The organism is Pseudomonas donghuensis, assembly GCF_000259195.1.
Taxonomy (GTDB): domain Bacteria; phylum Pseudomonadota; class Gammaproteobacteria; order Pseudomonadales; family Pseudomonadaceae; genus Aquipseudomonas; species Aquipseudomonas donghuensis.
In genome coordinates, this window is sequence record NZ_JH650770.1 from 404 (window position 1) to 24483 (window position 24080).

Annotated in this window: 23 protein-coding genes and 3 pseudogenes; 13 read left to right on the forward strand and 13 right to left on the reverse strand. The window is 60.2% G+C overall.

Going from position 1 to position 24080, the window contains the following annotated elements; all coding sequences use genetic code 11:
• The 3 genes and pseudogenes from UW3_RS29745 to aroC form a co-directional block, all read right to left on the reverse strand.
• A pseudogene (locus UW3_RS29745) lies at positions 1–145 on the reverse strand (acireductone dioxygenase); the annotation flags it as partial.
• A 43-nt stretch (positions 146–188) separates the two neighbouring features.
• Positions 189–1337, reverse strand: coding sequence for an MFS transporter (locus UW3_RS0117715; RefSeq protein ID WP_010224073.1), 1149 nt, complete (start codon positions 1335–1337; stop codon positions 189–191).
• A 38-nt stretch (positions 1338–1375) separates the two neighbouring features.
• The gene (gene aroC, locus UW3_RS0117720) at positions 1376–2467 is read right to left on the reverse strand and encodes a chorismate synthase (RefSeq protein ID WP_010224075.1); all 1092 of its coding nucleotides are present in this window, start codon (positions 2465–2467) and stop codon (positions 1376–1378) included.
• A gap of 133 nt (positions 2468–2600) precedes the next feature.
• Here aroC and UW3_RS0117725 point away from each other — a divergent pair, with 133 nt between their 5' ends.
• A complete protein-coding gene (locus UW3_RS0117725; protein WP_010224078.1) occupies positions 2601–3563 on the forward strand; it encodes an alpha/beta hydrolase in 963 nt (320 codons plus the stop codon).
• A gap of 106 nt (positions 3564–3669) precedes the next feature.
• Complete coding sequence (locus UW3_RS0117730; protein WP_010224080.1) at positions 3670–4467, forward strand: hypothetical protein; 798 nt, start codon at positions 3670–3672, stop codon at positions 4465–4467.
• 84 nt (positions 4468–4551) lie between these two features.
• Here UW3_RS0117730 and prmB read toward each other — a convergent pair whose 3' ends face one another.
• Positions 4552–5460 carry a 50S ribosomal protein L3 N(5)-glutamine methyltransferase gene (gene prmB / locus UW3_RS0117735; protein ID WP_010224082.1) on the reverse strand — a complete coding sequence of 303 codons (909 nt, stop codon included), beginning with the start codon at positions 5458–5460 and terminating at the stop codon, positions 4552–4554.
• A gap of 189 nt (positions 5461–5649) precedes the next feature.
• Between prmB and UW3_RS0117740 the strand changes: the two genes are divergently transcribed.
• From UW3_RS0117740 to UW3_RS0117760, 5 genes are all read left to right on the forward strand, one after another.
• Positions 5650–6240 (forward strand): cysteine hydrolase family protein, encoded by a 591-nt coding sequence (locus tag UW3_RS0117740; protein WP_010224084.1) that lies wholly within the window; start codon positions 5650–5652, stop codon positions 6238–6240.
• 76 nt (positions 6241–6316) lie between these two features.
• A complete protein-coding gene (locus tag UW3_RS0117745; RefSeq protein WP_010224086.1) occupies positions 6317–6637 on the forward strand; it encodes a hypothetical protein in 321 nt (106 codons plus the stop codon).
• 52 nt (positions 6638–6689) lie between these two features.
• Positions 6690–7247: a Smr/MutS family protein gene (locus UW3_RS0117750; protein ID WP_010224087.1), complete on the forward strand. Its 558-nt coding sequence runs from the start codon at positions 6690–6692 to the stop codon at positions 7245–7247.
• Between the two features lie 70 nt (positions 7248–7317).
• The gene (gene folE, locus UW3_RS0117755; RefSeq protein WP_010224088.1) at positions 7318–7863 is read left to right on the forward strand and encodes a GTP cyclohydrolase I FolE; all 546 of its coding nucleotides are present in this window, start codon (positions 7318–7320) and stop codon (positions 7861–7863) included.
• A gap of 59 nt (positions 7864–7922) precedes the next feature.
• Positions 7923–8291 (forward strand): glutathione S-transferase N-terminal domain-containing protein, encoded by a 369-nt coding sequence (locus tag UW3_RS0117760; protein ID WP_010224089.1) that lies wholly within the window; start codon positions 7923–7925, stop codon positions 8289–8291.
• 4 nt (positions 8292–8295) lie between these two features.
• Here UW3_RS0117760 and UW3_RS0117765 read toward each other — a convergent pair whose 3' ends face one another.
• On the reverse strand, positions 8296–8898 hold the full coding sequence (locus UW3_RS0117765) for a glutathione S-transferase family protein (protein ID WP_010224090.1): 603 nt from the start codon (positions 8896–8898) through the stop codon (positions 8296–8298).
• 147 nt (positions 8899–9045) lie between these two features.
• On the opposite strand from UW3_RS0117765, the gene UW3_RS0117775 reads away from it, so the two are divergent.
• Positions 9046–10233 carry a benzoate/H(+) symporter BenE family transporter gene (locus tag UW3_RS0117775; RefSeq protein ID WP_010224092.1) on the forward strand — a complete coding sequence of 396 codons (1188 nt, stop codon included), beginning with the start codon at positions 9046–9048 and terminating at the stop codon, positions 10231–10233.
• A gap of 17 nt (positions 10234–10250) precedes the next feature.
• Here the strand turns inward: UW3_RS0117775 and UW3_RS30295 are convergent, their stop codons facing one another.
• From UW3_RS30295 to UW3_RS0117785, 3 genes and pseudogenes are all read right to left on the reverse strand, one after another.
• Positions 10251–11132 carry a methyl-accepting chemotaxis protein gene (locus tag UW3_RS30295; RefSeq protein WP_374045282.1) on the reverse strand — a complete coding sequence of 294 codons (882 nt, stop codon included), beginning with the start codon at positions 11130–11132 and terminating at the stop codon, positions 10251–10253.
• Positions 11112–12377 (reverse strand): annotated as a pseudogene (locus UW3_RS30300) (HAMP domain-containing protein); the annotation flags it as partial. The gene UW3_RS30295 and the pseudogene UW3_RS30300, both read right to left, overlap by 21 nt.
• A complete protein-coding gene (locus UW3_RS0117785; RefSeq protein ID WP_010224094.1) occupies positions 12307–13704 on the reverse strand; it encodes an aminotransferase-like domain-containing protein in 1398 nt (465 codons plus the stop codon). The gene UW3_RS0117785 and the pseudogene UW3_RS30300, both read right to left, overlap by 71 nt.
• 112 nt (positions 13705–13816) lie before the next feature.
• Here UW3_RS0117785 and UW3_RS0117790 point away from each other — a divergent pair, with 112 nt between their 5' ends.
• On the forward strand, positions 13817–14986 hold the full coding sequence (locus tag UW3_RS0117790) for an MFS transporter (protein ID WP_010224096.1): 1170 nt from the start codon (positions 13817–13819) through the stop codon (positions 14984–14986).
• Here the strand turns inward: UW3_RS0117790 and UW3_RS0117795 are convergent.
• Positions 14979–15740 (reverse strand): SDR family oxidoreductase, encoded by a 762-nt coding sequence (locus UW3_RS0117795; protein WP_010224097.1) that lies wholly within the window; start codon positions 15738–15740, stop codon positions 14979–14981. The two genes, UW3_RS0117790 and UW3_RS0117795, sit on opposite strands and share 8 nt — an antisense overlap.
• Before the next feature lie 230 nt (positions 15741–15970).
• On the opposite strand from UW3_RS0117795, the gene UW3_RS0117800 reads away from it, so the two are divergent.
• Positions 15971–16975, forward strand: a complete 1005-nt coding sequence (locus tag UW3_RS0117800) for an NADP-dependent oxidoreductase (RefSeq protein ID WP_010224099.1) — start codon at positions 15971–15973, stop codon at positions 16973–16975.
• On the opposite strand, the gene pyrF is transcribed toward UW3_RS0117800, so the two are convergent.
• On the reverse strand, positions 16965–17666 hold the full coding sequence (gene pyrF / locus UW3_RS0117805) for an orotidine-5'-phosphate decarboxylase (RefSeq protein WP_010224100.1): 702 nt from the start codon (positions 17664–17666) through the stop codon (positions 16965–16967). The two genes, UW3_RS0117800 and pyrF, sit on opposite strands and share 11 nt — an antisense overlap.
• A 179-nt stretch (positions 17667–17845) precedes the next feature.
• On the opposite strand from pyrF, the gene UW3_RS28335 reads away from it, so the two are divergent.
• On the forward strand, positions 17846–18013 hold the full coding sequence (locus tag UW3_RS28335; RefSeq protein WP_010224101.1) for a DUF2897 family protein: 168 nt from the start codon (positions 17846–17848) through the stop codon (positions 18011–18013).
• Positions 18014–18043: 30 nt separating this feature from the next.
• On the opposite strand, the gene UW3_RS0117815 is transcribed toward UW3_RS28335, so the two are convergent.
• Complete coding sequence (locus UW3_RS0117815) at positions 18044–18838, reverse strand: SDR family NAD(P)-dependent oxidoreductase (protein WP_010224102.1); 795 nt, start codon at positions 18836–18838, stop codon at positions 18044–18046.
• A gap of 130 nt (positions 18839–18968) precedes the next feature.
• The gene (locus UW3_RS0117820) at positions 18969–19286 is read right to left on the reverse strand and encodes a ComEA family DNA-binding protein (protein ID WP_010224103.1); all 318 of its coding nucleotides are present in this window, start codon (positions 19284–19286) and stop codon (positions 18969–18971) included.
• A gap of 379 nt (positions 19287–19665) precedes the next feature.
• On the opposite strand from UW3_RS0117820, the gene UW3_RS27235 reads away from it, so the two are divergent.
• Both UW3_RS27235 and UW3_RS28340 read left to right on the forward strand, forming a co-directional pair.
• Complete coding sequence (locus UW3_RS27235; RefSeq protein WP_010224104.1) at positions 19666–20793, forward strand: acyltransferase family protein; 1128 nt, start codon at positions 19666–19668, stop codon at positions 20791–20793.
• Between the two features lie 156 nt (positions 20794–20949).
• A pseudogene (locus tag UW3_RS28340) lies at positions 20950–21829 on the forward strand (IS3 family transposase); the annotation flags it as partial.
• Between the two features lie 167 nt (positions 21830–21996).
• On the opposite strand, the gene UW3_RS0117835 reads toward UW3_RS28340, so the two are convergent.
• Positions 21997–23991, reverse strand: coding sequence for a polysaccharide biosynthesis protein (locus tag UW3_RS0117835; protein WP_010224109.1), 1995 nt, complete (start codon positions 23989–23991; stop codon positions 21997–21999).
• Positions 23992–24080: the final 89 nt, after the last annotated feature.

The window sequence follows — 24080 nt, forward strand, 5'->3', positions numbered from 1 at the left end:
CCCCCGCCTGAATGGGCGCGGCGGCCTGCCAACGCTCGAAACGCACGCCCTGCTCGGCCAGGGTCGCGGCAATGTCTTCAAGATGAGTCAAGACTTTGTTGGGAATATCCGGGGTGGACTGGTGATACACGGTCAGGCTGCTCATCAGGGCAACTCCTTACTACCGGCCAATGGTTCACGGCCAAGGCTCATGCCCTGTCCTCTTTCATTCGAAGTGCAATGATAACGGCTGCGGCCAGGGCCGCGACGCTGGCAATACTAAAGGTGGTAGCCGGCCCCAGCAGGTTCCAGCTGTACCCCGAACACAAGGCGCCCAAGGCGCCGCCCGTGCCGGCGAGCGCTGCATACAGCGCCTGGCCCTGGCCTTGCTGGCGGGCGCCGAAACTGCGTTGCACGAAGGCGATGGCGGCCGCGTGAAAACTGCCGAAGGTGGCTGCGTGCAGGACCTGGGCAAGCAGCAGTACGCCCAGGTGCTCGGCAAAGTTGCCCAGCAACACCCAGCGCACGGCCGCCAGGGCAAAACTGGCCAGCAGCACCCGGCGCAGCGAGACCCGCGCCAGGATCCAGCTCATGGCCAGGAACATCAGCACCTCGGCCACCACCCCCAGGGCCCAGAGCATGCCGATGGTGCCGCGACTGTAACCCAGGTGCTCAAGGTGCAGGGTCAGGAAGGTGTAGTACGGGCCATGGCTAAGCTGCATGAGTGCCACGCACAGGTAAAACGCGGCAACACCCGGGCTTGCCAGTTGCCTGAGAAAACTGCCGCCGGCCGCACGCTCATTCTGCCCCGGCGGCTGGGCATTGGGCACCCAGAGGCTGGCCACGACGATACCGGCCATGACGACCACCAAGGCAACCGGGTAGATATCCAGGCTAAGCCAGTCGAACAATCGGCCAAGGCCGACCACGGTGAGGATGAAGCCGATCGAGCCCCACAGACGGATCTGGCTGTAGCGTGCGGTCTGCCCTTGCAGGTGGGCCAGGGTGATGACCTCGAACTGTGGCAGTACCGCATGCCAGAAGAACGCATGCAGGGCCATCACCAGCGCCAGCCAGGCGTAGCTTTTGCCGAAGAAGATCAACGAAAAGGTCGCCAGGGTCGACAAGGCGCCCAGGCGCACGATCAGCAAGCGCTGGCCACTGCGGTCGCCCAGCCAGCCCCACAGGTTGGGGGCCACGCAGCGCATCAGCATGGGGATGGCCACCAGCTCGCCGATGCGCGCACTGGAAAAACCCAGGTGATCGAAATACAACGCCAGAAACGGCGCTGTCGAGCCGAGCAAGGCGAAGTAAAAGAGGTAGAAACTGGACAGCCGCCAGTAGGGAATCGGCGCCACGGCTCAGCGAGCCGCGGCGCGATTGGCAGGCGCCAGCATTACAGCTGGCCCAGCACCGGCGTCTTCACGCGCACGTCGGCGTTCTGCCCGCGGTGGCGCAGCAGGTGGTCCATCAGCACGATGGCCATCATGGCCTCGGCAATCGGCGTGGCGCGGATACCCACGCACGGGTCATGACGGCCCTTGGTGATCACCTCAACCGGGTTGCCATCGACGTCGATGGAGCGGCCAGGGGTGGTGATGCTCGAGGTCGGCTTGAGGGCCAGGTGGGCAACGATCGGCTGACCGGAGGAAATACCGCCAAGAATGCCGCCGGCGTTGTTGCTGAGGAAGCCTTCCGGGGTCAGCTCGTCACGGTGCTCGGTACCGCGCTGGGCGACGCTGGCAAAACCTGCGCCGATTTCCACGCCCTTGACCGCGTTGATACTCATCAGCGCGTGGGCAAGCTCGGCATCCAGGCGATCGAAGATCGGCTCGCCCAGGCCGGGCATGACGCCTTCAGCGACCACGGTGATTTTCGCCCCGACCGAATCCTGGTCGCGGCGCAGCTGGTCCATATAGGCCTCGAGCTCCGGGACTTTGTCCGGGTCCGGGCTGAAGAAGGCGTTCTGCTCTACCGAATCCCAGGTCTTGAAGGGGATTTCAATCGGCCCGAGCTGGCTCATGTAGCCGCGGATGCGGATGCCCTGGGTGGCCAGGTACTTCTTGGCGATGGCACCGGCGGCCACGCGCATGGCGGTTTCCCGCGCCGAGCTGCGGCCGCCGCCACGGTAATCACGCTCACCGTACTTGTGGTGGTAGGTGTAGTCGGCGTGGGCCGGGCGGAACAGGTCCTTGATCGCCGAGTAGTCCTTGGACTTCTGGTCGGTGTTGCGGATCAACAGGCCAATGGAGCAGCCGGTGGTGCGGCCTTCGAACACTCCCGAGAGGATTTCGACTTCGTCGGCTTCCTGGCGCTGGGTGGTGTGGCGGCTGGTGCCGGGCTTGCGCCGGTCCAGGTCGTGCTGCAGGTCGGCCAGGGAAATCTCCAGGCCTGGCGGGCAGCCATCGACAATGGCGACCAACGCCGGGCCATGGCTTTCGCCAGCGGTGGTGACAGTGAACAGCTTGCCGTAGGTATTGCCGGACATGCAGGACGCTCCGCGAATCAGCCAGATTTGAACAAGAGCGCCAGTATACGCAGGCTAACCATTCAGTTCATCCCTGACGGCGAACCTTCTGCGCCCGGCCCGGTCCAAACCGCACTCTCTCGATAGTGGCCTGATGATGTTGCGTATTGTTGCGGTACTCACCCTGCTGTTCAGCGGCCTGGTCCAGGCTGCCGCTCCCACCGTGTTCCAGCGCCCGGTCAGCCTCGATACCGGCAGCGGCGTGCTGCACGGTAGCCTGCTGTTGCCGCGTACCGAGCAGCCACCACCGGTGGTGCTGATCATTGCCGGCTCCGGGCCCACCGACCGCGATGGCAACAACCCCTACGGCGGCAACACGGACAACCTCAAGCAACTGGCCCTGACCCTGGCGAAAAACAACATCGCCAGCGTGCGCTACGACAAGCGCGGCGTCGCGGCCAGCCTCGCGGCCACCCCGGACGAGCGCGACCTGACGGTAGAGCGCTATGTCGCCGATGCCGTGGCCTGGAGCCAGAAGATCAAATCCGACCCACGTTTCGGCCGCCTGATTCTGCTTGGCCACAGCGAAGGTGCGTTGATCGCCAGCCTTGCCGCCGAGCAAAGCGGCGCCAGCGCCGTGATCAGCATTGCCGGCAGTGGCTGGCCGATCGACAAGGCGCTGCGCGCACAGATATTTGAGCGGGTGCCCGGGCGCTACATGGCCAGTGCCGGCGATATCCTCGATCGCCTGAAAAACGGCAAGACCTCCTCTCGCGTGCCCCTGCCCCTGCAGGATGTACTGCGCCCCAGCGTGCAGCCCTACCTGATTTCGCTGTTCCGCCAGGACCCGGCCGAGGCCTTTGCCAAAGTCAAGGTACCGGCGCTGATCATCCAGGGCACCCATGACTTCCAGGTCAATGTCGACAACGCCGAGATCCTCAAGGCCGCCAAGCCGGATGCCGAGCTTGCCTTGATCAAGGGCATGAACCACATGCTGCGCATCGCACCGGAGCAAATCAGCCAGCAACGCGACAGTTATCTTGATCCGCAACTGCCGCAAGCGGCCGAACTGGGCAAGCGCGTTGTCGACTTCATTCAGCGGTTGCCCGCCAGCTGAGGCCCAATCGCAGAAATTACGCCTCCAGTCCGGGCCAGTCCTGCCGATAAAGTGGTGCTGGCTTCGTCAATGCGACCAGCCTGCTGCGCACATGAGGATTGCCGTGATGACCGAAGCCGCCCCCCAGGACACCGCCGAGACGACTGCCGAACAGGCAGCAGCGGAAGTTGCCCCCCTGCCCTGGGCCGATGTTGCCCCCGAACACTTCCAGATGCTGCGCCTGGCGCCGCTGCCGACCGACCGCAACAGCGGTGCGCGGCCGCTGCGCTTCGTCCAGTACGGCTATGCCGAACGCCACAACAAACAGACCAGCCTGCTACGCATGGCTATCCAGCTGCCGGCGCAGAAGGTGCGCAAGGAACAGAACCACCTGGATGTATGGGTCGACCACGAAGAAAAACGCGTGACCTTCAGCCCTGACTCCGGCCTGCAGATCGAGCCGCTGAACCGCGGCCTGGGGCGTTTTCTGATGAACCAGGCGGTGACCTGGGCGCAACGCAAGTGGCCGCACTATCGGGTCGAAGGCGCGGCCCTGCCGAACAAGGACGCCCTCAACGAAGACACCCGTCTGCGCCGTGACCATGTGCTGCGCAGTCATGGCCTGGAGGTCGAGTACGCTGATGCCCAGCACCTGAAGGGACGCTTTGTCGATGTGCAGGTCGGTGAACTCAAGGGCGGCTGGAACAGTGACAAGGTGCAGCGGGTGGAGATACTCGATGCTGCGCAGATGCTGCAACAGGCCGAGCAGAGCCTGCAGGAAAAAGAGGCGCAACTGCGCGAGCGTGACGAGCGGGTCAGCAAGTACCGCCGTGAAGACAGCGGGCTGCGCTTTACCATCACCTGCCTGGTGGCCTTTGCGGTGTTTCAGGCGGGGTTGTTGATCTGGATTGCGACTCACCGCTAAAAAGCCTCGCTGGCAAGCCAGCTCCCACAAGGGCAATTGTGGGAGCTGGCTTGCCAGCGATGGATGCACTGCAAACCTGAAGCCTTACACCTTCGAAGCAAACAACTCCTGATGCTGCCGGCACTGCTGCGCCGTGAGCATGAACACCCCGTGCCCACCCCGCTCGAACTCCAGCCAGGCGAAATCCACTTGCGGATACAGCGCCTCGACATGCACCTGGCTGTTGCCAACCTCGACGATCAGCAACCCCTTCTCGGTCAGGTGATCGGCCGCTTCGGCCAGCATCCGCCGCACCAGGTCCAGGCCGTCATTGCCGCAGGCCAGGCCCAGTTCCGGTTCGTGATGATATTCCTCGGGCATGTCGGCAAAGTCTTCGGCATCGACATACGGCGGATTGGACAGGATCAGGTCGAAGCGCTGCCCCGGCAGACCGCCGAAGCCATCGCCCTGCACGGTATAGACGCGCTCTTCCAGGCCATGACGCTCGATGTTCTGGTTCGCCACCTCCAGTGCCTCGAAGGACAGGTCGGCCAGCACCACTTCAGCGTCCGGGAACACTTCGGCGCTGACGATGCCGATGCAGCCAGAGCCGGTGCACAGGTCGAGGATGCGCGCAGGCTCGCTGGCCAGCCACGGCTCGAAACGTTTTTCGATCAGCTCGCCAATGGGTGAGCGCGGAATCAGCACGCGCTCGTCAACGATGAACGACAAACCACAGAACCAGGCCTCACCGAGCAGGTAGGCGGTGGGTACGCGGTCTTCGATGCGGCGCTTGAGCAGGCGCTGGAGATTGACCAGTTCGTCGTCTTCCAGCTGACAGTCCAGATAGGCGTCGGCGACTTCCCAGGGCAGATGCACCGACCCCAGCACCAGCAGCCGCGCTTCATCCCAGGCGTTGTCGGCGCCATGACCGAAAAACAGGCCCTGCTCGTGGAAACGGCTGACGGCCCAACGGATATGATCGCGCAGGGTGCGCAAGCGAGAAGTGATCACAACAGACTCCTTGAAAGACGACCTGCGATTCTAACAGCCCGGCAGCAGAAATGATCGGCAAAAACACCCTGTAAGGATATCGCCAAGCTGGCTGCAGGCCACTAACGACGCTGGTTGTACGCGAAGCGATTCACATAAGTGCTCAGGCAGGGGACAATAGGGTAAAAGCCCTATCCAAAGGAGCCCTTGATGTCTGTTCCAACGACGATGTTCCACCTCAGCGGTCGCGGCTATCCGCCGGCCAAGCTGAACAATGCCAGCCTGGTGATTATCGATGCGCAAAAGGAGTACCTCAGCGGTCCCCTGGCGCTCTCGGGCATGGATGCTGCCGTGGCCAACATCGCTAAAATGCTCGAGGCGGCCCGCAAGGCCGGGCGCCCGATCATCCACGTGCGTCACCTGGGTACCGTCGGCGGCATGTTCGACCCGCAGGGACCGCGCGGTGAGTTCATCCCGGGCCTTGAGCCGCAGGGCGATGAGGTGATCATCGAAAAACGCATGCCCAATGCCTTCAAGAACACCACCCTGCATGAAACCCTGCAGAAATACGGCCACCTGGACCTGATCGTCTGCGGCTTCATGAGCCACTCCAGCGTCAGCACCACCGTGCGCCGGGCCAAGGATTACGGCTACCGCTGCACCCTGATCGAAGATGCTTGCGCCACCCGCGACCTGCCCTTCAAGGATGGCGTGATCCCGGCGGCGCAGATTCAGCAGAGCGAGATGGCGATCATGGCCGACAACTTTGCCTGTGTAGCGCCGACCACCAGCCTGATCTGAGCGACCGCCCGGCAGCCGGGCGGAACCACCTCAGGGCTTTTCGGTCCAACGCCGGATATCCATAGAGGAAATCGGAATGAAAATATCCGATGGTTTCGATGCCAAGCGCTTACGCCCACGCACGCCCCGCAACTGGGGCATGCGCTTTGCGGCGGCGTTCTCGGCGTTGCTGGCAACCGCTGGCGTGCTCCTGGCCATGGCCGGCGCCGCCAGCCTGCTGGGCCGCCCCGCTGCCCTGGGCGAGCTCAATGCCAACCCGGCCGGTGCCAGCGTCTTGCTCGGCCTTGGCCTGTTGCTGCTGTACCTGGGCGTGTGGTTCTGGCGCCGCAGCCGTTTGCGCCTGCGTCGCAGCCGCGAGCTCAACCTGTCACCGCACCTGATGAAAAAACACGATTGACTGCACGCCGTGGGGGAGTCGCGTAAACTACGCCGCCCAGGCGGAGGCTTACATGCAAGACGACGATTTTTCCCTGTTCAAAAGCGAGATGCGCGGTGTCAAGCCGATCACGCATGATCGCGCCGAAGTCGGTAAACCCAAGGCCGACCGCAAGAAACTGGCGGGCCTGCGCCAGGCCGCGACGGTGCGCAGCGACCAGACCGTGGTCGATGGCCTGTCGGACCAGTTCGTCATTGATGTCGGCCCTGAAGACGACCTGCACTGGAGCCGTGACGGCGTCCAGGAAAGCCAGATGCGCAAGCTCAAGCTTGGCCAGATCGGCTTCGAAGGCAGCCTTGACCTGCATGGCATGAATGTCGAAAAGGCGCGGGAAACCCTCTGGGCCTTCCTCGCCGAAGCGACCCGTTTCGAAGTGCGCTGCGTGCGCGTCACCCATGGCAAGGCGGTACGCCTGGATGGCAAGCGGCCGATGATCAAGAGCCACGTCAACACCTGGCTGCGCCAGCACCCGCAAGTCCTTGGTTTTACCTCGTGCCAGGCCCGCCATGGCGGTACTGGCGCGGTGTATGTCATGCTCAAGCGAACCATGCTCGAAGGCCGCGACGAGTAACGCCGTACTTGCAGCGCCGCCGCCGCCGCCGTACCCTTCGCGTTTGCGATAAAATCCCACAGGTAGATCCATGTCCCTGGAACAGAACTACACCGCGATCCTTGGCCAGCTTGGCGAGGATATCTCCCGCGAGGGCCTGCTCGACACGCCCAAACGGGCAGCGAAGGCCATGCAGTACCTTTGCCGCGGTTATGAGCAAACCCTGGAAGAAGTGACCAACGGCGCCCTGTTCAGCTCCGATAACAGCGAGATGGTCCTGGTCAAGGACATCGAGCTGTACTCGCTGTGCGAGCACCACATGCTGCCGTTCATCGGCAAGGCCCACGTTGCCTACATCCCTGACGGCAAAGTCCTGGGGCTGTCGAAGGTGGCGCGGATCGTCGACATGTACGCACGTCGCCTGCAGATCCAGGAAAACCTCAGCCGCCAGATCGCCGAAGCGATCCAGAAGGTCACCGGCGCCCTGGGCGTGGCGGTGGTCATCGAGGCCAAGCACATGTGCATGATGATGCGCGGTGTGGAAAAACAGAACTCGACCATGATCACTTCGGTGATGCTCGGCGAGTTCCGTGAAAACGCCGCGACCCGCAGCGAGTTTCTCAGCCTGATCAAGTAAGCGAACCAGACTGCAAGCCGACCTTTCGTGGTCGGCTTTTTTTATTCTCAGGAGTTGCCATGATCGTCAAAGCACTGCGTGTGGGCCTCGGCCAATTGATTGTGTTCGGTGACTGGATCAGCCGCCCGGCCAAGCTCAAGCGCGACCCGGCCGCCCAGGCCCGGGTCGAGCAACAGGCCGAGGGCCTGAGCCTGTACCAGTTCCACGCTTGCCCATTCTGCGTGAAAACCCGCCGCACCCTGCACCGCCTGAATGTGCCGGTTGCGCTGCGCGACGCCAAGAACAACGAACAGGATCGCCAGACCCTGCTCGCCGAAGGCGGCAAGATCAAGGTACCGTGCCTGCGTATCGAGGAAGACGGCAAGACCACCTGGATGTATGAATCCAAGGTGATCATCGACTACCTCAACAAGCGTTTTGCCGCCTGATCGCTCAACCGAGCATGGTCACGTGACGGGGATGGCTGGCCACACGTTCCAGCCATGCCTGGATGCCCGGGTACTCATTAAGGTCGAACCCGCCCTGATGGGCGACATGGGTGTAGGCGTACAGCGCGACATCGGCGATAGAATAGTTATCGCCCACCAGGTATGGCGTCAGCTGCAGTTGCTTCTCCATCACCCGCAGGGCCTTGTAGCCGCCCTTGTGCAGGGTCTTGTATTCCTCCAGCCGGTCTTGCGGCAGCCCCAGGTAGAACTGGATGAAGCGCGCCACGGCGATGTACGGCTCATGGCTGTACTGTTCGAAGAACTGCCATTGCAGCACCTGGGTGCGTAAACGCGGTTCGGTGGGCAGGAACTCGCTGCCATCGGCCAGGAAGTTGAGAATCGCGTTGGACTCCCACAGGTAGGTGCCATCTTCGAGCTCCAGCACCGGCACCTTGCCGTTGGGGTTCATGGTCAGGAACGCCGGGGTTTCCGTCTCGCCCTTGAGGATATCCACCGAATGCCATTCGTAAGGCAAGTCGAGCAGGTGCAACATCAGCTTGATCTTGTAGCAGTTGCCCGACTGGTAGTCGCCGTAAACCTTGTACATCACTCCCCCTCTTCGTAAGGCTCAATCGTACCCGCGCCCATAGTTGGCGACTGTACGGCTAATTGCAATGCCTGCTGTATGGCAAAGATCAACAGTGTGCGCGGTAGTCTGAAATACCTGCTTACATCCAGCACAAGGAATGCCCCGATGCCCGATGCCACGTCCGCGCAATTGCGCCCTTTGGCCGACTCCTCGCCGTCCGCGCTAGTGGCCGGTTTCATTGCCATGCTCACCGGTTACACCAGCTCCCTGGTGCTGATGTTCCAGGCCGGTCAAGCAGCCGGTTTGACCACCGGGCAAATTTCTTCGTGGATCTGGGCGCTGTCGATCGGCATGGCAGTGTGCAGCATCGGCCTGTCGCTACGTTATCGCACGCCGATCACCGTCGCCTGGTCGACGCCCGGCGCGGCGCTGCTGATCACCAGCCTGGGTGGGGTCAGCTATGGCGAAGCGATTGGTGCCTACATCACCTGCGCAGTGCTGGTGGTGATCTGTGGGATGACCGGTAGCTTCGAGCGCCTGGTCAAGCGCATTCCGGCGTCGCTGGCCTCGGCGTTGCTGGCGGGGATCCTGTTCAAGATCGGTAGCGAGATTTTCATTGCCGCCCAGCATCGGACCGCATTGGTGCTGGGCATGTTTTTCAGCTACCTGCTGATCAAGCGCGTGTCGCCGCGCTACTCGGTGCTGGCGGCGCTGGTGGTCGGTACTGTGTTGTCCGCAGCCATGGGCCTGCTCGACTTCAGCGGTTTCAGCCTGGAAGTGGCCACGCCGGTGTGGACCACGCCAAGCTTCTCCCTGGCCGCCACCATCAGCATCGGCATTCCATTGTTCGTGGTAGCCATGACCTCGCAGAACATGCCCGGTGTCGCCGTGCTGCGTGCTGACGGCTACCAGGTACCGGCCTCGCCGCTGATCACGGTAACCGGCCTGGCCTCGCTGGTGCTGGCCCCGTTCGGCTCCCACGGCGTCAACCTGGCGGCCATCAGTGCGGCGATCTGCACCGGGCCGCATGCCCACGAAGACCCGAACAAGCGTTACACCGCAGCGGTCTGGTGCGGGATTTTCTACGGCATCGCCGGGGTTTTCGGCGCCACCCTGGCGGCGCTGTTCGCGGCCCTGCCCAAGGAGCTGGTGCTGTCGATTGCCGCCCTGGCGCTGTTCGGCTCGATCATGAACGGCCTGACCGTGGCGATGAACGAGGCCAGGGAGCGCGAAGCTGCACTGATCACCTTCATGGTCACAGCGTCCGGCTTTACCCTGTTCTCGATCGGTTCGGCGTTCTGGGGGATTGTTGCCGGGGTGCTGACCTTGATGATACTCAACTGGCGTAAATAGTCGTAGGGACGCCGCTCCTACAGGCGAAAATGCCCGACCATCCCCTTCAAGTCATTGCCCAACTGCGCCAGCTCGATACTTGAGCTGGCGTTGCCCTGCATGGCCAGCGCCGACTGATCGGCGCTGCTGCGGATCTGGGTGACGCTGCGGTTGATCTCTTCGGCCACCGAACTTTGCTGCTGCGCCGCCGCGGCAATCTGCTGGTTCATCTGCTGGATCAACGACACCGCCGCGGCAATGCTGCCCAGGGCGCTTTCCGTGTGCAGGGCATCGCTGACGGCCAACTTGACCAACTCGGCACTGCCCTGGATCTGCGCCACCGAGGCCTGGGCACCACTGCGCAAGCTGCTGACCAGGCGCTCGATTTCCTCGGTTGATTGCTGGGTGCGCCGGGCCAGCGCCCGCACCTCGTCGGCGACCACGGCAAAACCACGCCCCTGCTCACCCGCCCGCGCGGCCTCGATGGCGGCATTGAGCGCCAGCAGGTTGGTCTGTTCGGCGACGCTCTTGATCACTTCAAGTACCTGGCCGATGTTCTGCACTTCGCTGCTGAGAGTCTCGATGCTCTGGCTGGCTGACTCGGCGGAAGTTGCCAACTGTTCGATACGCTGCATGCTCTGGCGTACCACCTGTTGACCGCTTTCCACCTTGTCATCCGCCGTTTGCGCCGCCTGGGCAGCCTCTTCGGCGTTGCGTGCGACATCATGCACGGTGGCGGTCATCTGCTGCATGGCAGTGGCCACCTGCTCGGTTTCATCCTTCTGGCTGTTGACCTCGCGATTGGTCTGTTCAGTGACCGCCGACAGCGACTGGGCGTTGCTGGCCAGTTGTTCGATACCGTTTTGCAGGCCGCTGACGATTGCGCTCAAGCCCGTGCCCATCTGCTGCATGGCCAGCATCAACTGCCCGACCTCATCCTGGCGGTCGACACCGATATCACCGCGCAGGTCGCCGGCGGCAATCTGCTGGGCACGGCCCATTACCTGGCGCAGCGGCCCGACCACCGCACGGGTGATCAACCAGGCCGCCAGCACGCCCACCAGCAGTGCCAGCAGCGAGGCCGCAAGGATCAGTATGGCGTTGTTCTTCAACTCACTTTGCATGGCCCGGTCTTCAGCGAGATAGGCTTGATCGACCTGGCCGGTGACCTGCTCGGCACGTGCCTGCAATTGCTGCTTGAGCTGCTGCTCGCGGCCGAGCAAGTCGGTGTATTCGGCGAGCTTTTCACTGAAACTGACGATATGCGTGCCGACTTCGCCAAGCACGGTCTGATAACCGGCATCGGTCACGGCGGCCTTCAACTGCTCGACCAGAGCAGCAGCCTGTTCGGTCTGTTCAATGCGACCCTGGCGCGCGTCTTCGGCGCCCTTGCGGTTCTGCTCCAGGCGCACCCGCGCCTCATCCATGGCCTGCAGCATCAGGCGCGCGACCTGGGCCACCTGCCCGGCCTGCTCGACGAACTCGGCGCCCTGCTGGCCCTGGGTGTCCTTGAGGGTGTAAGTACCGTCATCGGCCAGCCCGGACTGCAGCACATCGAGGTTGTTGGCAACGCTGGAGACCGACCAGCTGGCCATGTCCAGTGCCAGCTCCTTGGCCTGGGTCAGCTCGACGAACTGGTCGAAGGCCTGGCGGTAGTCGCTCAGCGCCTGCTCGACGCCGGCCAGTTGCACCAGCGCCCGCGCTTGCTCCTGCAGCGCTTCGACACGCTGATGCACAGCCTCTACCGCCTTGGGATCGGAGCGCAGGGCGAATGCCTGCTCCTGCAAACGGGTGTCGAGCAGTGCGGTATTGAGCGCCGCCATCTGCTTCAAGCCATCGAAACGTTGCCCGACGCTGTGCAGCGCGGCGACCCCCGCCGCAGCCACCACCGCAGTCAACAGCAACACCAGGGCAAACCCCAACCCAAGCTTGCGGGCCATGCCCAGGTTGGCGAAAAAACCACGCTTGGCCGAACTCATCGCACTTCCCCCCGATACCCGCAAATGCATCAAGGGTGAAGAGTGGCAATGGCGCGGCCAGCGGCACAAGATCCCGGCGTCGGAATAATGGCAAAAAGCTACAGTCGCGTCGTTTTCAGGACAGCCGAGGTCGCCCGGCACGTTGGAAGAACGCCTGCGCGCGCTGGTCCTGCGCATAGGCGACATTGATCCGTAACCAGTCGCAAGCAGCGCCCTGCGGATCGAAAGCACTGCCCGGCGCCAGCAGCACCGAACAGGCCTGCGCTTCACGGTTCAGCTCAGCGAAATCCCGCCCCGGGCAGCGGGCCCAGACGAACATGCCGCCGTACGGCTCAGTGAACACTTCCCAGCCATTGGCTTCCAATTGCCCCAGGGCCTTGGCCATATGCTGGGCCAGGCGCACGCGCAAGCGGGCGATGCTTTTTCGGTAACTACCGTTGCCCAGCATCTGCGCCACGACCTGCTCGGTAAAGCGTGAAGTGCCCAGGCCACTGACCATTTTCAATTCAGCCAGGCGAGCGACCAGATCAGGCCTGGCCACCAGATAGCCAACCCGCAGCGAACTGCTCAATGTCTTGGAGAAGCTGGCCAGGTAAATCACCCGCTGCTCGGCATCCAGGGTTGCCAGGCGCGTGACCGCACTGTCCTGAAAATCCGCGTAGATGTCATCCTCGATGATCAACACGTCATGTTCACGGGCCAGTTCCAGCAAGCGATAAGCGACCTTGGGCGACAGGCTGCTGCCGGTGGGGTTCTGGTACAGGCTGTTGATGTACAGGCAACGCGGGCGGTGCCGTTTGAGCAGGTCTTCCAGCACATGCAGATCAGGGCCCTGAGGGGTACGCGGCACGTGGAGCATGTCCACCTGATGCTGGCGCAGGAGGCTGTACAGGTTGTAGTAACCCGGGCTTTCTACCAGCACCTTGTCGCCGGGCTTGAGCAGTGTGCGCACCAGCAGGTCGAGGGCGTGGCTGGCGCCCTGGGTGGTGAGGATCTGCTCAGGCGCGGCCTGGATGCCGATCTGCTCCAGGCCCTTGTGCAACTGCGCGCGCAGGCTGGCCAGGCCCAACGGCGGGCAATAGTCGATCAAGTCTTCAAGCGCGCCACGGCTGACCTGACGCACCGCCTGGGCAATCGCCTCGGTGGCGCGCCAGTTGGAAGGCACCCAGCCACAGCAGAGCTTGAGCAGCTCAGCCGGATCGTCAGTGAACTGCTGCCATCGGCTGTCAAATGCCTCGTCGCGGATCGGCTGATCAACCAGAGGCATCTTGAGCCGCTGTTCGGCAACAAAAAATCCGGCGCCATGACGCGCCTGCAACCAGCCCGCCGCCACCAGCCGGTCGTAGGCTTCGATCACGCAGGACTGGCTGACGCCCTGCTCCCGGGCCAACTGACGTATCGACGGCAAGCGGCTACCGGGACGTAGGCGCTGGCCTTCGATCCAGGCCTGCAGTTGCCCAGTCAATTGCTGTACCAGCGGGATGGCGGAGTGACGATCAAGGCTGAGGTGCATGGCAAAGTGTTCGTGGATTTTGTCCGAACAGTTAATCACAAAACCCTCGCCAGTGTGCCTTGTGACGCCCTGCCGGGCGCCGGATAGTCAGCCCCTCGACAAGGAGCCGACCATGCCCACCCAGCGCCACCCCGCCCTACTGGCTTTTGCCCTGTGCCTGATCACCTTCGCGGTCAATCTGCAGGCACCGTTGTACACCACCTATGCCGAGCTTTCCGGTTATGGTGCCGGGGCCACGGCCATGGCGTTCTCCGGCTATGTGCTGGGGGTGATACCGGTGCTGCTGTTGCTCGGCGGCCTGGCCGACCGGGTCGGGCGCCGTCCGTTGATCCTCGTCGCCCTGGCCTTGTCGATGCTTGCCACCCTGCTGATGCTGCTGGCCCCTGGCTTGGAAACCCTGGGCCTGGCACGCCTGCTGCTCGGTATCGGCACCGCACTGGCGTCGGCCACCGGCACCGCCTACATGAGCGAACTGATGCACGCTGGCGACAACCGCCATGCTGCCACCTGGGTCACCGCCAGCACCTCGCTGGGCTTTGGCCTCGGCGCGGCACTGACCAGCCTGTTCCTGCTCAGCGGCCCAAGCCTGACACCTGGCAGCTTCTACCTGCACCTGGCGCTGGCCTGCCTGGCGATGCTGGCGGTATGGCAGTTGCCCGACCGGCGCCTGGACAATCCCGCCGCCCTGTTGCGCTTGCCCTACTACCCTGCCGGCAGCTTGCCCTACGGCCTAGCAATCCTGCTGGCCTGGGCCTGTGTCGGCCTGGTGATCGCCTTGCTGCCGTCGATCCTCAAACAGCATGGCCTGGCCAACTGGTCAGGGTTCTCGACCTTTTGCGTGATCAGTTGCGGGCTGCTGTTCCAGCCGCTGGCCAAGCGCCTGGCGCCAGTGCGGGCCACGGCCATTGGCCTGGTGATACTGCCTTGCAGCTATGCACTGCTAGCCTGGGGGGCGGACGGCGGCGCGCTGGCCGCCGTGCTGCTGGGCACCATCGCCGCCAGCAGCGCTTGTTATGGCTTTGTTTACCTTGGCGGCCTGTCAGCAGTGAACAGCCTGGCAGGCGAGGAAAAAACCCGTGCCAGCGCAGGTTTCTTCCTTCTGGCCTACATGGGCTTCAGCCTGCCGGTAATCCTCACCGGGTTGCTGGTCGACCGCCTCGGGCCGGGCACCGCCCTGCTGGTGTTCGGCCTGGTGCTGCTGGCCGGTTGCCTGCTGGTCGGCCTGGCCCTGGCACGCAGCCACAAGGCGCTCGCCGAGCCAATGCTGACGGCAGTCAAATAGCCGTGGCACCACCATCGACCGCCAGGGCCTGGCCGGTGGTGAACGCGGCGCCGTCGCTGCACAGGTAAAGCACCGCACTGGCGATTTCCTCGACCTTGCCGATGCGCCCAACCGGGTGCATGGCGGCGGCGAACTCGGCCTTGCGCGGGTCAGCCTCATAGGCGCGGCGGAACATGTCGGTGTCGATCACCGCCGGGCACACGGCGTTGACGCGGATTTTTTTCTTGGCGTATTCGATGGCCGCCGACTTGCTCAAGCCGATCACCGCATGCTTGGAGGCGCTGTAGATGCTCATCTTCGGCGCCGCCCCCAGCCCCGCCACCGACGCCGTATTGACGATAGCGCCACCCCCTTGGGCCAGCATCAACGGCAACTGGTACTTCATGCACAGCCACACGCCCTTGACGTTGACACCCATGATCGCATCGAACTCCGCTTCGCTGCCTTCGGCCAGGCGACCCTGCTCGATCTCGATGCCGGCGTTGTTGAAGGCGTAGTCCAGGCGCCCATACGCCTCCACGGTGCGCGCCATCAGTTGCCGCACATCCGCCTCGCGAGTGACGTTGCAACTGACGAACAAAGCCTCGCCGCCGCTACTGCGGATCAACTCGACCGTGCCGTCGCCGCCAGCCTGATCCAGGTCGGCCACCACTACCTTCAACCCTTCGGCGGCAAACGCCAGTGCCGTCGCCCGGCCAATCCCCGCAGCACCACCGGTGACCAGGGCAACCTGGCCGGAAAAACTCATGCTCATCGCTAGCTCCCGCAACAAAGTAAGGTCAGTGCTGAGGAGTCTAGGCAGCGATCAGCAGCGTTGGGCAGCATCATCAGGACGCCGGTTGAAGCACTATCGGCGTGGGTGATTGTCTTTGCCCTGCTCAATCAGCTCAGTGGATTGCAGTGTATTCGCCAGGCGGGTAAACCTTGCCGGTTGGCCGATCTGGGTCTATCAACAAACATTGCCCTTCAAACGAGAGCCTTGCCATGACTGCCCAGAGCAACCGCCGCTTCCTCCTCGCCAAACGCCCGATCGGCGCCGTCACCCGCGACGACTTCACTTACGAACAAGTGCCAGTGGCTCAACCGGCTGAAGGCCAGGTGCTGGTGAAGAACCTCTACCTGTCCCTGGACCCGGCCATGCGCGGCTGGATGAACGAAGGCAAGTCATACATCCCACCGGTAGCCCTGGGCCAGGTGATGCGCGCGCTGGGCGTCGGCGAAGTGATTGCATCCAAACACCCGGGCTTCGCCGTCGGTGATCACGTCAACGGCGCGCTGGGCATCCAGGACTATTTTGTCGGCGAGCCCCAGGGCTTCTACAAGATCGACCCGAAACTGGCGCCGCTGCCGCGTTATCTGTCGGCCCTGGGCATGACCGGCATGACCGCCTACTTCGCCCTGCTCGAAGTCGGTGCGCCCAAAGCAGGAGAAACCGTGGTGATCTCCGGCGCTGCCGGCGCCGTCGGCAGCATTGCCGGGCAGATTGCCAAGCTCAAGGGTTGTCGCGTGGTGGGGATCGCCGGCGGCGCCGAGAAATGCCAGTACCTCAAGAGTGAACTGGGCTTTGACGGGGTCATTGACTACAAGGCCGAAGATGTCCTCGAAGGCCTCAAGCGCGAATGCCCGAAAGGCGTCGATGTCTATTTCGACAACGTTGGTGGCGACATTCTCGATGCCGTGCTCAGCCGCCTGAACTTCAAGGCACGCGTGGTCATTTGCGGCGCCATCAGCCAGTACAACAACAAACAAGCGGTCAAAGGCCCGACCAACTACCTGTCACTGCTGGTCAACCGTGCGCGCATGGAAGGCTTCGTGGTGATGGACCATGCCGCCAACTATGGCAAGGCAGCGCAGGAAATTGCCGGCTGGCTGGCAACCGGCAAGGTGAAGAGCAAGGAAGACGTGGTCGAAGGGCTGGAAACCTTCCCCGAAACACTGTTGAAGCTGTTTAGCGGGGAAAACTTCGGCAAGCTGGTGCTTAAGCCCTGATTTCAGCGACCACGGCCGCCAGTGCCTGGGCAGGATCGGCGGCCTGGCTGATCGGGCGACCGATCACCAGGTAATCGGAGCCGGCATCCAGGGCCTGGCGCGGGGTCAGGATGCGACGCTGGTCGTCCTGGGCGCTGCCGGCCGGGCGAATACCCGGGGTCACCAGTTGCAGAGACGGGTGCGCAGCCTTCAGTGCCGGAGCTTCCAGGGCCGAGCACACCAGCCCGTCCATACCAGCCTTCTCGGCCAGGGCCGCCAGACGCAGCACCTGTTCTTGCGGCTCGATGTCCAGGCCGATGCCGGCCAGATCCTCACGCTCCATGCTGGTCAGCACGGTCACGCCGATCAGCAGCGGCTGCGGGCCGCTGCGCTGGGCCAGCACCTCACGGCAGGCCGCCATCATGCGCAGGCCACCGGAGCAGTGCACGTTGACCATCCACACGCCCATCTCCGCCGCGGCCTTGACGGCCATGGCGGTGGTGTTGGGGATATCATGGAATTTCAGGTCGAGGAACACTTCGAAGCCCTTCTCGACCAGGGATTCGACGATGCCCGACGCGCTGCTGGTGAACAGCTCCTTGCCGACCTTGACCCGGCACAGGGCAGGATCGAGCTGATCGGCCAGCTTCAGGGCGGCGTCACGGGTAGGGAAATCCAGGGCGACGATGATGGGCGTCTGGCAGGCGGACATGGGCTGGTCTCTTGGCAAGTCTTGAACGGCGCGCATTGTAAACGAAGCGGCGGCCTGTGGGGGGCCGATGATCGCGAAATGACCGCGTCCCGCCCCAGCCCCTATAATTGAACCAATGAATGATGTGTTTGCTCCAATTTAATGAGGCAGCGTCATTCGCTGTTTAAAAGGAGAACTACATGCCCTGGTATGCCTGGTTGATTCTGGTCCTCGCAATCGGCTCCATCGTCGGTGGCCTGATGCTGCTGCGCGATACCGCGAAAAAGCTGCCCTTGACCGAGGAACAGCTTAAGCGCGTGCATGAGCGAAATGCTGAAATGGATGCCAAGGATGCGCAGGACCGCTGAGCCGTTTACGCGACTCGGCAACACACGGCGCTACTTGTAGCGCGCCGCCGACGAACTGCGCGACAGATTTGGCCCCAGCGCATCCCGGGCCTTGATGTAAGCCTGCCAATCCGCCACGTCCGGCAGTGACGGAATGGTCACCCGTTCTTTCTGGTCCAGGCCGCTGAGCGCCGCATCAACCATCTCCCCTACTTCCATCACCATCTGCGGGTCGATCTGGGTTACATCAAGGCCTGAGCGCTCGAAGATTTCCGTACGAGTCACCCCGGGTAGCACAGCCTGGACCTGTACCCCTTTATCTTTGAGCTCCCCTTGCAGCGTCTGGGTCAGGCTCAGGACATAGGCCTTGCTCGCGCTGTAGACCGCGTTGAACATCTCTGGCGCCAGGGCTACCACCGAAGCGAGGTTGATGATTATGCCGCGGCCGGCACTGGAAAACTGTGCTGCCGCCGCAGAGGCCAGGCGGGTCAAGGCGACGATATTGAGCGCGACCAATGCATCGATCTGTTCTGCCGTGGCATCCGCCAGGGTGCCGTGCAGGGCAATCCCGGCGTTATTTACCAGCACGCCAATATTCCCGTCGCTGCGCAGGCGTTGCTCGACCCGCGCCAGATCGTTCGATTGGGCGAGGTCTGCGGCCAACACCTCGACGTTGATACCGTGGCGCGCCTGAAGATCGCTCGCCAGGGCTTCAAGACGCTGGCGATCCCGTGCAACAAGCAACAGATCGTACCCGCGTGCGGCCAAGCGCTCGGCATAGACAGCACCGATTCCGGAAGAAGCGCCTGTAACAAGCGCGGTAGGGGTCGCCGAAAAATCTGACATTGCGGTGGTCTCCGAAGATGTGCCGTGTCAAAACAAAATATTACCACCATAATATTAAGTCAACTGAAGCCGACTGAAGGCATGTGCTCACGAAGAAAAGCCGGTCAATGACCGGCCCCTTCCCTTGAAGTCAGTTGACCACAAGCTTGTCGCGATTGCGGTCCAGCAGTGCCTTGCCGATGCCTTTGATCTCCAGCAATTCATCCACAGAAGTGAACGCCCCATGTTCATCACGATAGGCCACGATGGCATCAGCCTTGGTTTTACCAATACCGGTCAGGGTGGATTGCAGGGTCGCAGCATCGGCCTGGTTCAGGTCCAGTTTAGCCGCCGGTTGCACGACCGTGATCGGTGCCGGATTAGCTTCGGGCTGCACAGCAGCCGATGTCGTAAGGGATACGGCAGCGAACAGAGGCAGAAGGAGGTAGGACAGGACGGTGTTGCGCATAGGTGAGACTCCTTGGGTGGTTTGCGAAGGCAGCTTTTCCGTGGCTGCCTCTGAAACCTAGACGGACGTGCAAGAGAGTCAAACCGTGAAGCCCATAGGAATCTTTACTAAATTAAACGAGAGCAATAGGTACGATGTAGCCCACGGTTACTGAGCACATAGGAATCTCCATCACAAACGGACGTCTTTGACTTTTGTATGGAGGGCGACACAGGTCTCATTTGAGACGAAACCGGATACGTAACACACGATGTCAGGTTGTGATTTGGAATACGGCCTCATAAAACCTGTACGGCTGATAGCGCATTCTGCTGGCGGGCCGCCAGTTGAGTGGGTATCATCTCGCAGCCAACATTGATCTATAAAAGGACGCTAAATCTTGATCAGGAATATTCAGCTGCTACGGTTTGTCGCTGCAGCTCTGGTCGTCTTTGCTCACTCGCCGCTTAATCTTTATGGGGTCAGCCCATCTTTCATTAAACTTGGCGGCTTTGGAGTTGACATATTCTTTATTATCAGCGGATTTATCATCCCGTTCATTTTATTTTCAAACAACAAAACAAATAATGAAACCACTTCAACCCCTTGGACGACATTCATCAAGAGAAGAATTTACAGAGTCTGGCCACTCTACTTCATTCTCTCTATATTTGTCGTCGTCACTTCTTATCTCATAGCAGGGTCACAACTCGCCGCTTTCCCCGAGATCTCTGTCGTATATGGTTCAGACAAGCTTAATCCAATGCTGATTCTTGAGTCACTTACGTTTACACACGACGCCGTAGCGCCAATTATAAATGTTGGTTGGACCCTACAGCTCGAATTCGCTTTTTATTTTACCGTCGCTATAATCCTTGGCCTTGGCGTACGAAAATACGAAAGCCTTGTACTTTGGTACACAGCAGTCCTTATCATATCTGCGCTTTTAAGTTCATACCTTACTAAAATTGGCGCGCTCACAGACAATGCTCTCTACAGACCACTGCGAGTAATGTCCAGCCCAATGATGATTGAATTCCTACTGGGGATGGTAGTATACAGGCTTTATCGAAATGAAATTTATCTAAGCAAAATACCCGCCACCCTTGCAGCCATAATTGTCATCCCCCTCTTCATATATGCGGAGGCAAATGATATTTTCATGGGACTTGGCGGAGCCTATCACCGCCCAATGGTATGGGGCGTTTTTGCGTTCATCACAGTTTGGTCAGCGATTAGCCTAGAAAAAACCCTTCGCGCCCCTAAAGTACTCTCCATCCTCGGCGACTCATCATACAGCCTCTACCTTATGCACTGGCTTGCACTACCATGGATAGCTTACTTCATCACAACCAAGGTAGGCATGGCCAACCTTAATAGCATTAGCTTGCTGGTAATTAACATCATTGTTTGCCAAGCAATAGCAATCGCCGTACATAAATACATTGAAAAACCTATCAACAACTCACTGAGAGCATCCCCAAAAACTCAGCCTGCACCTACACTCGCCCAACAAAAGGCCATTTAGTTTAGGTTATTTATTCCATTGGGTTAAAAGCCCTAAGAGGGGAGGTCCGAACAGCTTGAACGCCTGTTCTCGGGACCTCCTCGGCAGCCTGTTGTAGTGGTCTAATGATTCCGGACACCCATTTAGGCGAGAATGCTCGCCATAGAGAGGTGTCTGATGACCAAGAAACGTCGTACCTTTACCCCAGAATTCAAGCGCGAAGCTGCCAGCCTGGTACTCGACCAAGGCTACAGCCATGTCGATGCCGCCCGTTCGCTTGGGCTGGAGGAATCGGCCCTGCGTCGATGGATCAAGCAACTTCAGCAAGAGCGAAATGGCGTTACTCCAACGAGTAAAGCGCTGACACCCGAGCAGCAAAAAATTCAGGCGTTGGAAACCCGGGTCTATCGATTGGAACGGAAAAAATCGACCTTAAACAGGCGACCGCGCTCTTGATGGCCGAGGAACACGAGCGTTCGCGTTAATTGGTCAGCTCCGCGCTAAAGAGCCTGTTGATCTGTTGTGCTCGGTATTTGAAATCACCCTATCTTGCTATTACGCGCACTGCCGCAAGCGTCGATGTCCAGACGTTAAGCGGCTGGTTTTACGCAGCCGAGTAAACGAGCTGTTCACCCAAAGTCGCAGCGCGGCGAGCAGTCGAAGCATCATCTTCATGATGCACGAGGACGGCATAACGATTGGAAGCTTCAAGGTACGCAAGCTGATGAGCGAGGTGAAACTGATCAGCCAGCAACCTTGCTCGCATAAGCCGCCAGTAGAGCGGCCGGATATCCCGAACGTGCTGGGCCGAGCGTTCACCGTGCCGGCACCAAATGGAGTCTGGTGTGGGGACATCACGTATGTATGGGCTCAAGGTCGCAGGCACTATCTGGCAGCGGTGATTGATCTTTTTGCCCATCGCGTGGTGGGCTGGGCATTGTCATCGAAGCCTGATGCTGACCTGGTGATCAAGGCGTTGGACATGGCGTATGAGCAGCGTGGCCGACCTCAGAACGTGTTGTGTCATAGCGAGCAAGGATGCCAATACGGCAGCCGAAGCAAAAGCCCACAAGAAAGCCTTGAAGAGACAGCAAACACAAAGACCTATACCATTATAAATATGCGGCAAACTTAAAAAGTTAGCCGCACCGTATAATTCAAGATACTGATGACACCGAGAGACTAACGTCGGGCTCTAAAGTGGATTTCTTACCCAAGCGCGCGTCATGGCTCCATCTTACGCTGCTGATAAATCCAATCAACAATTTCCCCATCGGGTGTATAGCCACTGACCGTCTCTCGCAGTAACTGCCGCACAGTTGCATAGTCGTCTCGGGAAACTGCGTCCAGTAGGCAAGAAAGCTTAGATTTGAGCACATCCCAAGCCAAGTAGTCCTCATGAGCACTCATAATCATCGGGTGCTCGGTTGCAACAACATTGTCACCGATCAGCAACTCTTCATAGAGCTTTTCACCCGGTCTGAGCCCGGTGAATTCAATGGCAACATCCCCATGTGGATTTTTTTCCGAACGTACACTGAGCCCGGAAAGATGAATCATCTTTTCGGCCAGCTCAGCGATACGTACAGGCTCCCCCATGTCCAAGACAAACACGTCCCCTCCCATCCCCATTGAGCCGGCCTGGATAACCAACTGTGCCGCTTCCGGAATGGTCATAAAGTATCGGGTAATCTTGGGATGTGTAACAGTTAGCGGTCCTCCAGACTTGATCTGCTTGTGAAACAATGGGATGACGGAGCCCGATGATCCCAAGACATTACCAAATCGGACCATTGTGAAACGAGTCTTGTTTACTTGGGAAACGTTTTCCGAGTCACCGAACAACACAGGTGCCAATTCTCGACTCAACGCCTGTAATGTCATTTCAGCTAAACGCTTAGTACTTCCCATCACATTGGTTGGACGTACTGCTTTATCGGTGGAAATCAATACAAAATTCGCCACACCTGCCTGCAAGGCCGCCTGGGCAGTATTCAATGTACCTATTACGTTGTTCAGTACACCCTCGGCAATATTGTGCTCGACCATAGGCACATGCTTGTAAGCTGCAGCATGATAAACGGTATCGACATGCCATGTTCGCATGACGTCAAGTAACTGGCCCTGATTTCGAACCGATCCCAATATCGGCAATATTTTGATCGGCAGCGATTCGCGGGTAACTCGCTGCTCCAACTCGGAGAGAATACTATAAAGATTAAATTCGCTGTGCTCGAACAAAAGTAAAGTCGTGGGACGCGAACTGATGATCTGCCGGCATAGTTCAGAGCCAATCGACCCCCCAGCACCTGTTACCAGTACGACGCGACCGACGATACACCGAGACAACAAGGCAGCTTGAGCTGGGACAGCATCTCGCCCCAGCAGATCGGCAATGTCAACTTCCTGAATATCATCAACTTGGACTCGCCCACTGGCCAGGTCCATGATGCCGGGCACGCTCCGTACATGCAGCGGAAAGCCTTCAAGATAGGCAAGAATTTCACGACGTCGACTACGATTTGCAGAAGGGATAGCCAGAAGTATTTCCTGAGCCCCTGTCAACTCGATCATCTTCTGAATACGGCTTGACTTGTAGACCTGAAGCCCGGCTATCACCCGATCGGCAATGCTGGTGTCGTCATCTATGAAGGCGACAGGTCGCATGACTTTGCCCATTCTCAGGGCCGCCACAAGCTGATTTCCTGCCGCGCCTGCCCCATAGATCGCTACTTTGGGTAAGCCATTGTCGCGACTGGCGAATGGAACATGTTGAGCAGCCGCAAACCAGTCGCCAAGAAAATATTGACGCATGGCTAGGCGCAATCCGCCAATCATGACCAGACTCAACCACCAATAATTGAAAATGATCGAACGTGGAACCACATTCTGGTGGTTGCTGTACCAGTAAACTACAAAACCAAGAACCAACGCTGATAGCGACACGGCCTTGATGATGACAACCAGTGCATCGTTACCGAAATAACGCATGACCGCACGGTACATACCGAACTTTATAAAAAGTGGAATGGCCACCACCGGTGCACAAATGAACAGCCACAGATGTTCCTTGACGGGGTTTGCCATGTCTTCGACACCTAGACGCACAGCAAACGCAAGTATCAAGGCAAGCCACACCAAAAGAATATCTGCCAATACCTGCAGCATACGCTTGTTACGACGTGATAGCTGAAGCAAGCTTGCTCTCAATTTGTCCATTTTCCGTACCTGCACCTACTCAGTCCCCAGCCATGCCACCAACCATTCAAGCCATTGAGCCAAGGGTAATACCTTGGCCACAAGACATC

Bases quoted from the DNA above. Each gene is read 5' to 3' on its own strand.
- aroC (WP_010224075.1), bottom strand. From the start codon at position 2,467: ATGTCCGGCAATACCTACGGCAAGCTGTTCACTGTCACCACCGCTGGC.
- UW3_RS0117725 (WP_010224078.1), top strand. From the start codon at position 2,601: ATGATGTTGCGTATTGTTGCGGTACTCACCCTGCTGTTCAGCGGCCTG.
- UW3_RS0117730 (WP_010224080.1), top strand. From the start codon at position 3,670: ATGACCGAAGCCGCCCCCCAGGACACCGCCGAGACGACTGCCGAACAG.
- UW3_RS0117740 (WP_010224084.1), top strand. From the start codon at position 5,650: ATGTCTGTTCCAACGACGATGTTCCACCTCAGCGGTCGCGGCTATCCG.
- UW3_RS0117745 (WP_010224086.1), top strand. From the start codon at position 6,317: ATGAAAATATCCGATGGTTTCGATGCCAAGCGCTTACGCCCACGCACG.
- UW3_RS0117750 (WP_010224087.1), top strand. From the start codon at position 6,690: ATGCAAGACGACGATTTTTCCCTGTTCAAAAGCGAGATGCGCGGTGTC.
- folE (WP_010224088.1), top strand. From the start codon at position 7,318: ATGTCCCTGGAACAGAACTACACCGCGATCCTTGGCCAGCTTGGCGAG.
- UW3_RS0117760 (WP_010224089.1), top strand. From the start codon at position 7,923: ATGATCGTCAAAGCACTGCGTGTGGGCCTCGGCCAATTGATTGTGTTC.
- UW3_RS0117765 (WP_010224090.1), bottom strand. From the start codon at position 8,898: ATGTACAAGGTTTACGGCGACTACCAGTCGGGCAACTGCTACAAGATC.
- UW3_RS0117775 (WP_010224092.1), top strand. From the start codon at position 9,046: ATGCCCGATGCCACGTCCGCGCAATTGCGCCCTTTGGCCGACTCCTCG.
- UW3_RS30295 (WP_374045282.1), bottom strand. From the start codon at position 11,132: ATGCTGGCCATGCAGCAGATGGGCACGGGCTTGAGCGCAATCGTCAGC.
- UW3_RS0117785 (WP_010224094.1), bottom strand. From the start codon at position 13,704: ATGCACCTCAGCCTTGATCGTCACTCCGCCATCCCGCTGGTACAGCAA.
- UW3_RS0117790 (WP_010224096.1), top strand. From the start codon at position 13,817: ATGCCCACCCAGCGCCACCCCGCCCTACTGGCTTTTGCCCTGTGCCTG.
- UW3_RS0117795 (WP_010224097.1), bottom strand. From the start codon at position 15,740: ATGAGCATGAGTTTTTCCGGCCAGGTTGCCCTGGTCACCGGTGGTGCT.
- UW3_RS0117800 (WP_010224099.1), top strand. From the start codon at position 15,971: ATGACTGCCCAGAGCAACCGCCGCTTCCTCCTCGCCAAACGCCCGATC.
- pyrF (WP_010224100.1), bottom strand. From the start codon at position 17,666: ATGTCCGCCTGCCAGACGCCCATCATCGTCGCCCTGGATTTCCCTACC.
- UW3_RS28335 (WP_010224101.1), top strand. From the start codon at position 17,846: ATGCCCTGGTATGCCTGGTTGATTCTGGTCCTCGCAATCGGCTCCATC.
- UW3_RS0117815 (WP_010224102.1), bottom strand. From the start codon at position 18,838: ATGTCAGATTTTTCGGCGACCCCTACCGCGCTTGTTACAGGCGCTTCT.
- UW3_RS0117820 (WP_010224103.1), bottom strand. From the start codon at position 19,286: ATGCGCAACACCGTCCTGTCCTACCTCCTTCTGCCTCTGTTCGCTGCC.
- UW3_RS0117835 (WP_010224109.1), bottom strand. From the start codon at position 23,991: ATGGACAAATTGAGAGCAAGCTTGCTTCAGCTATCACGTCGTAACAAG.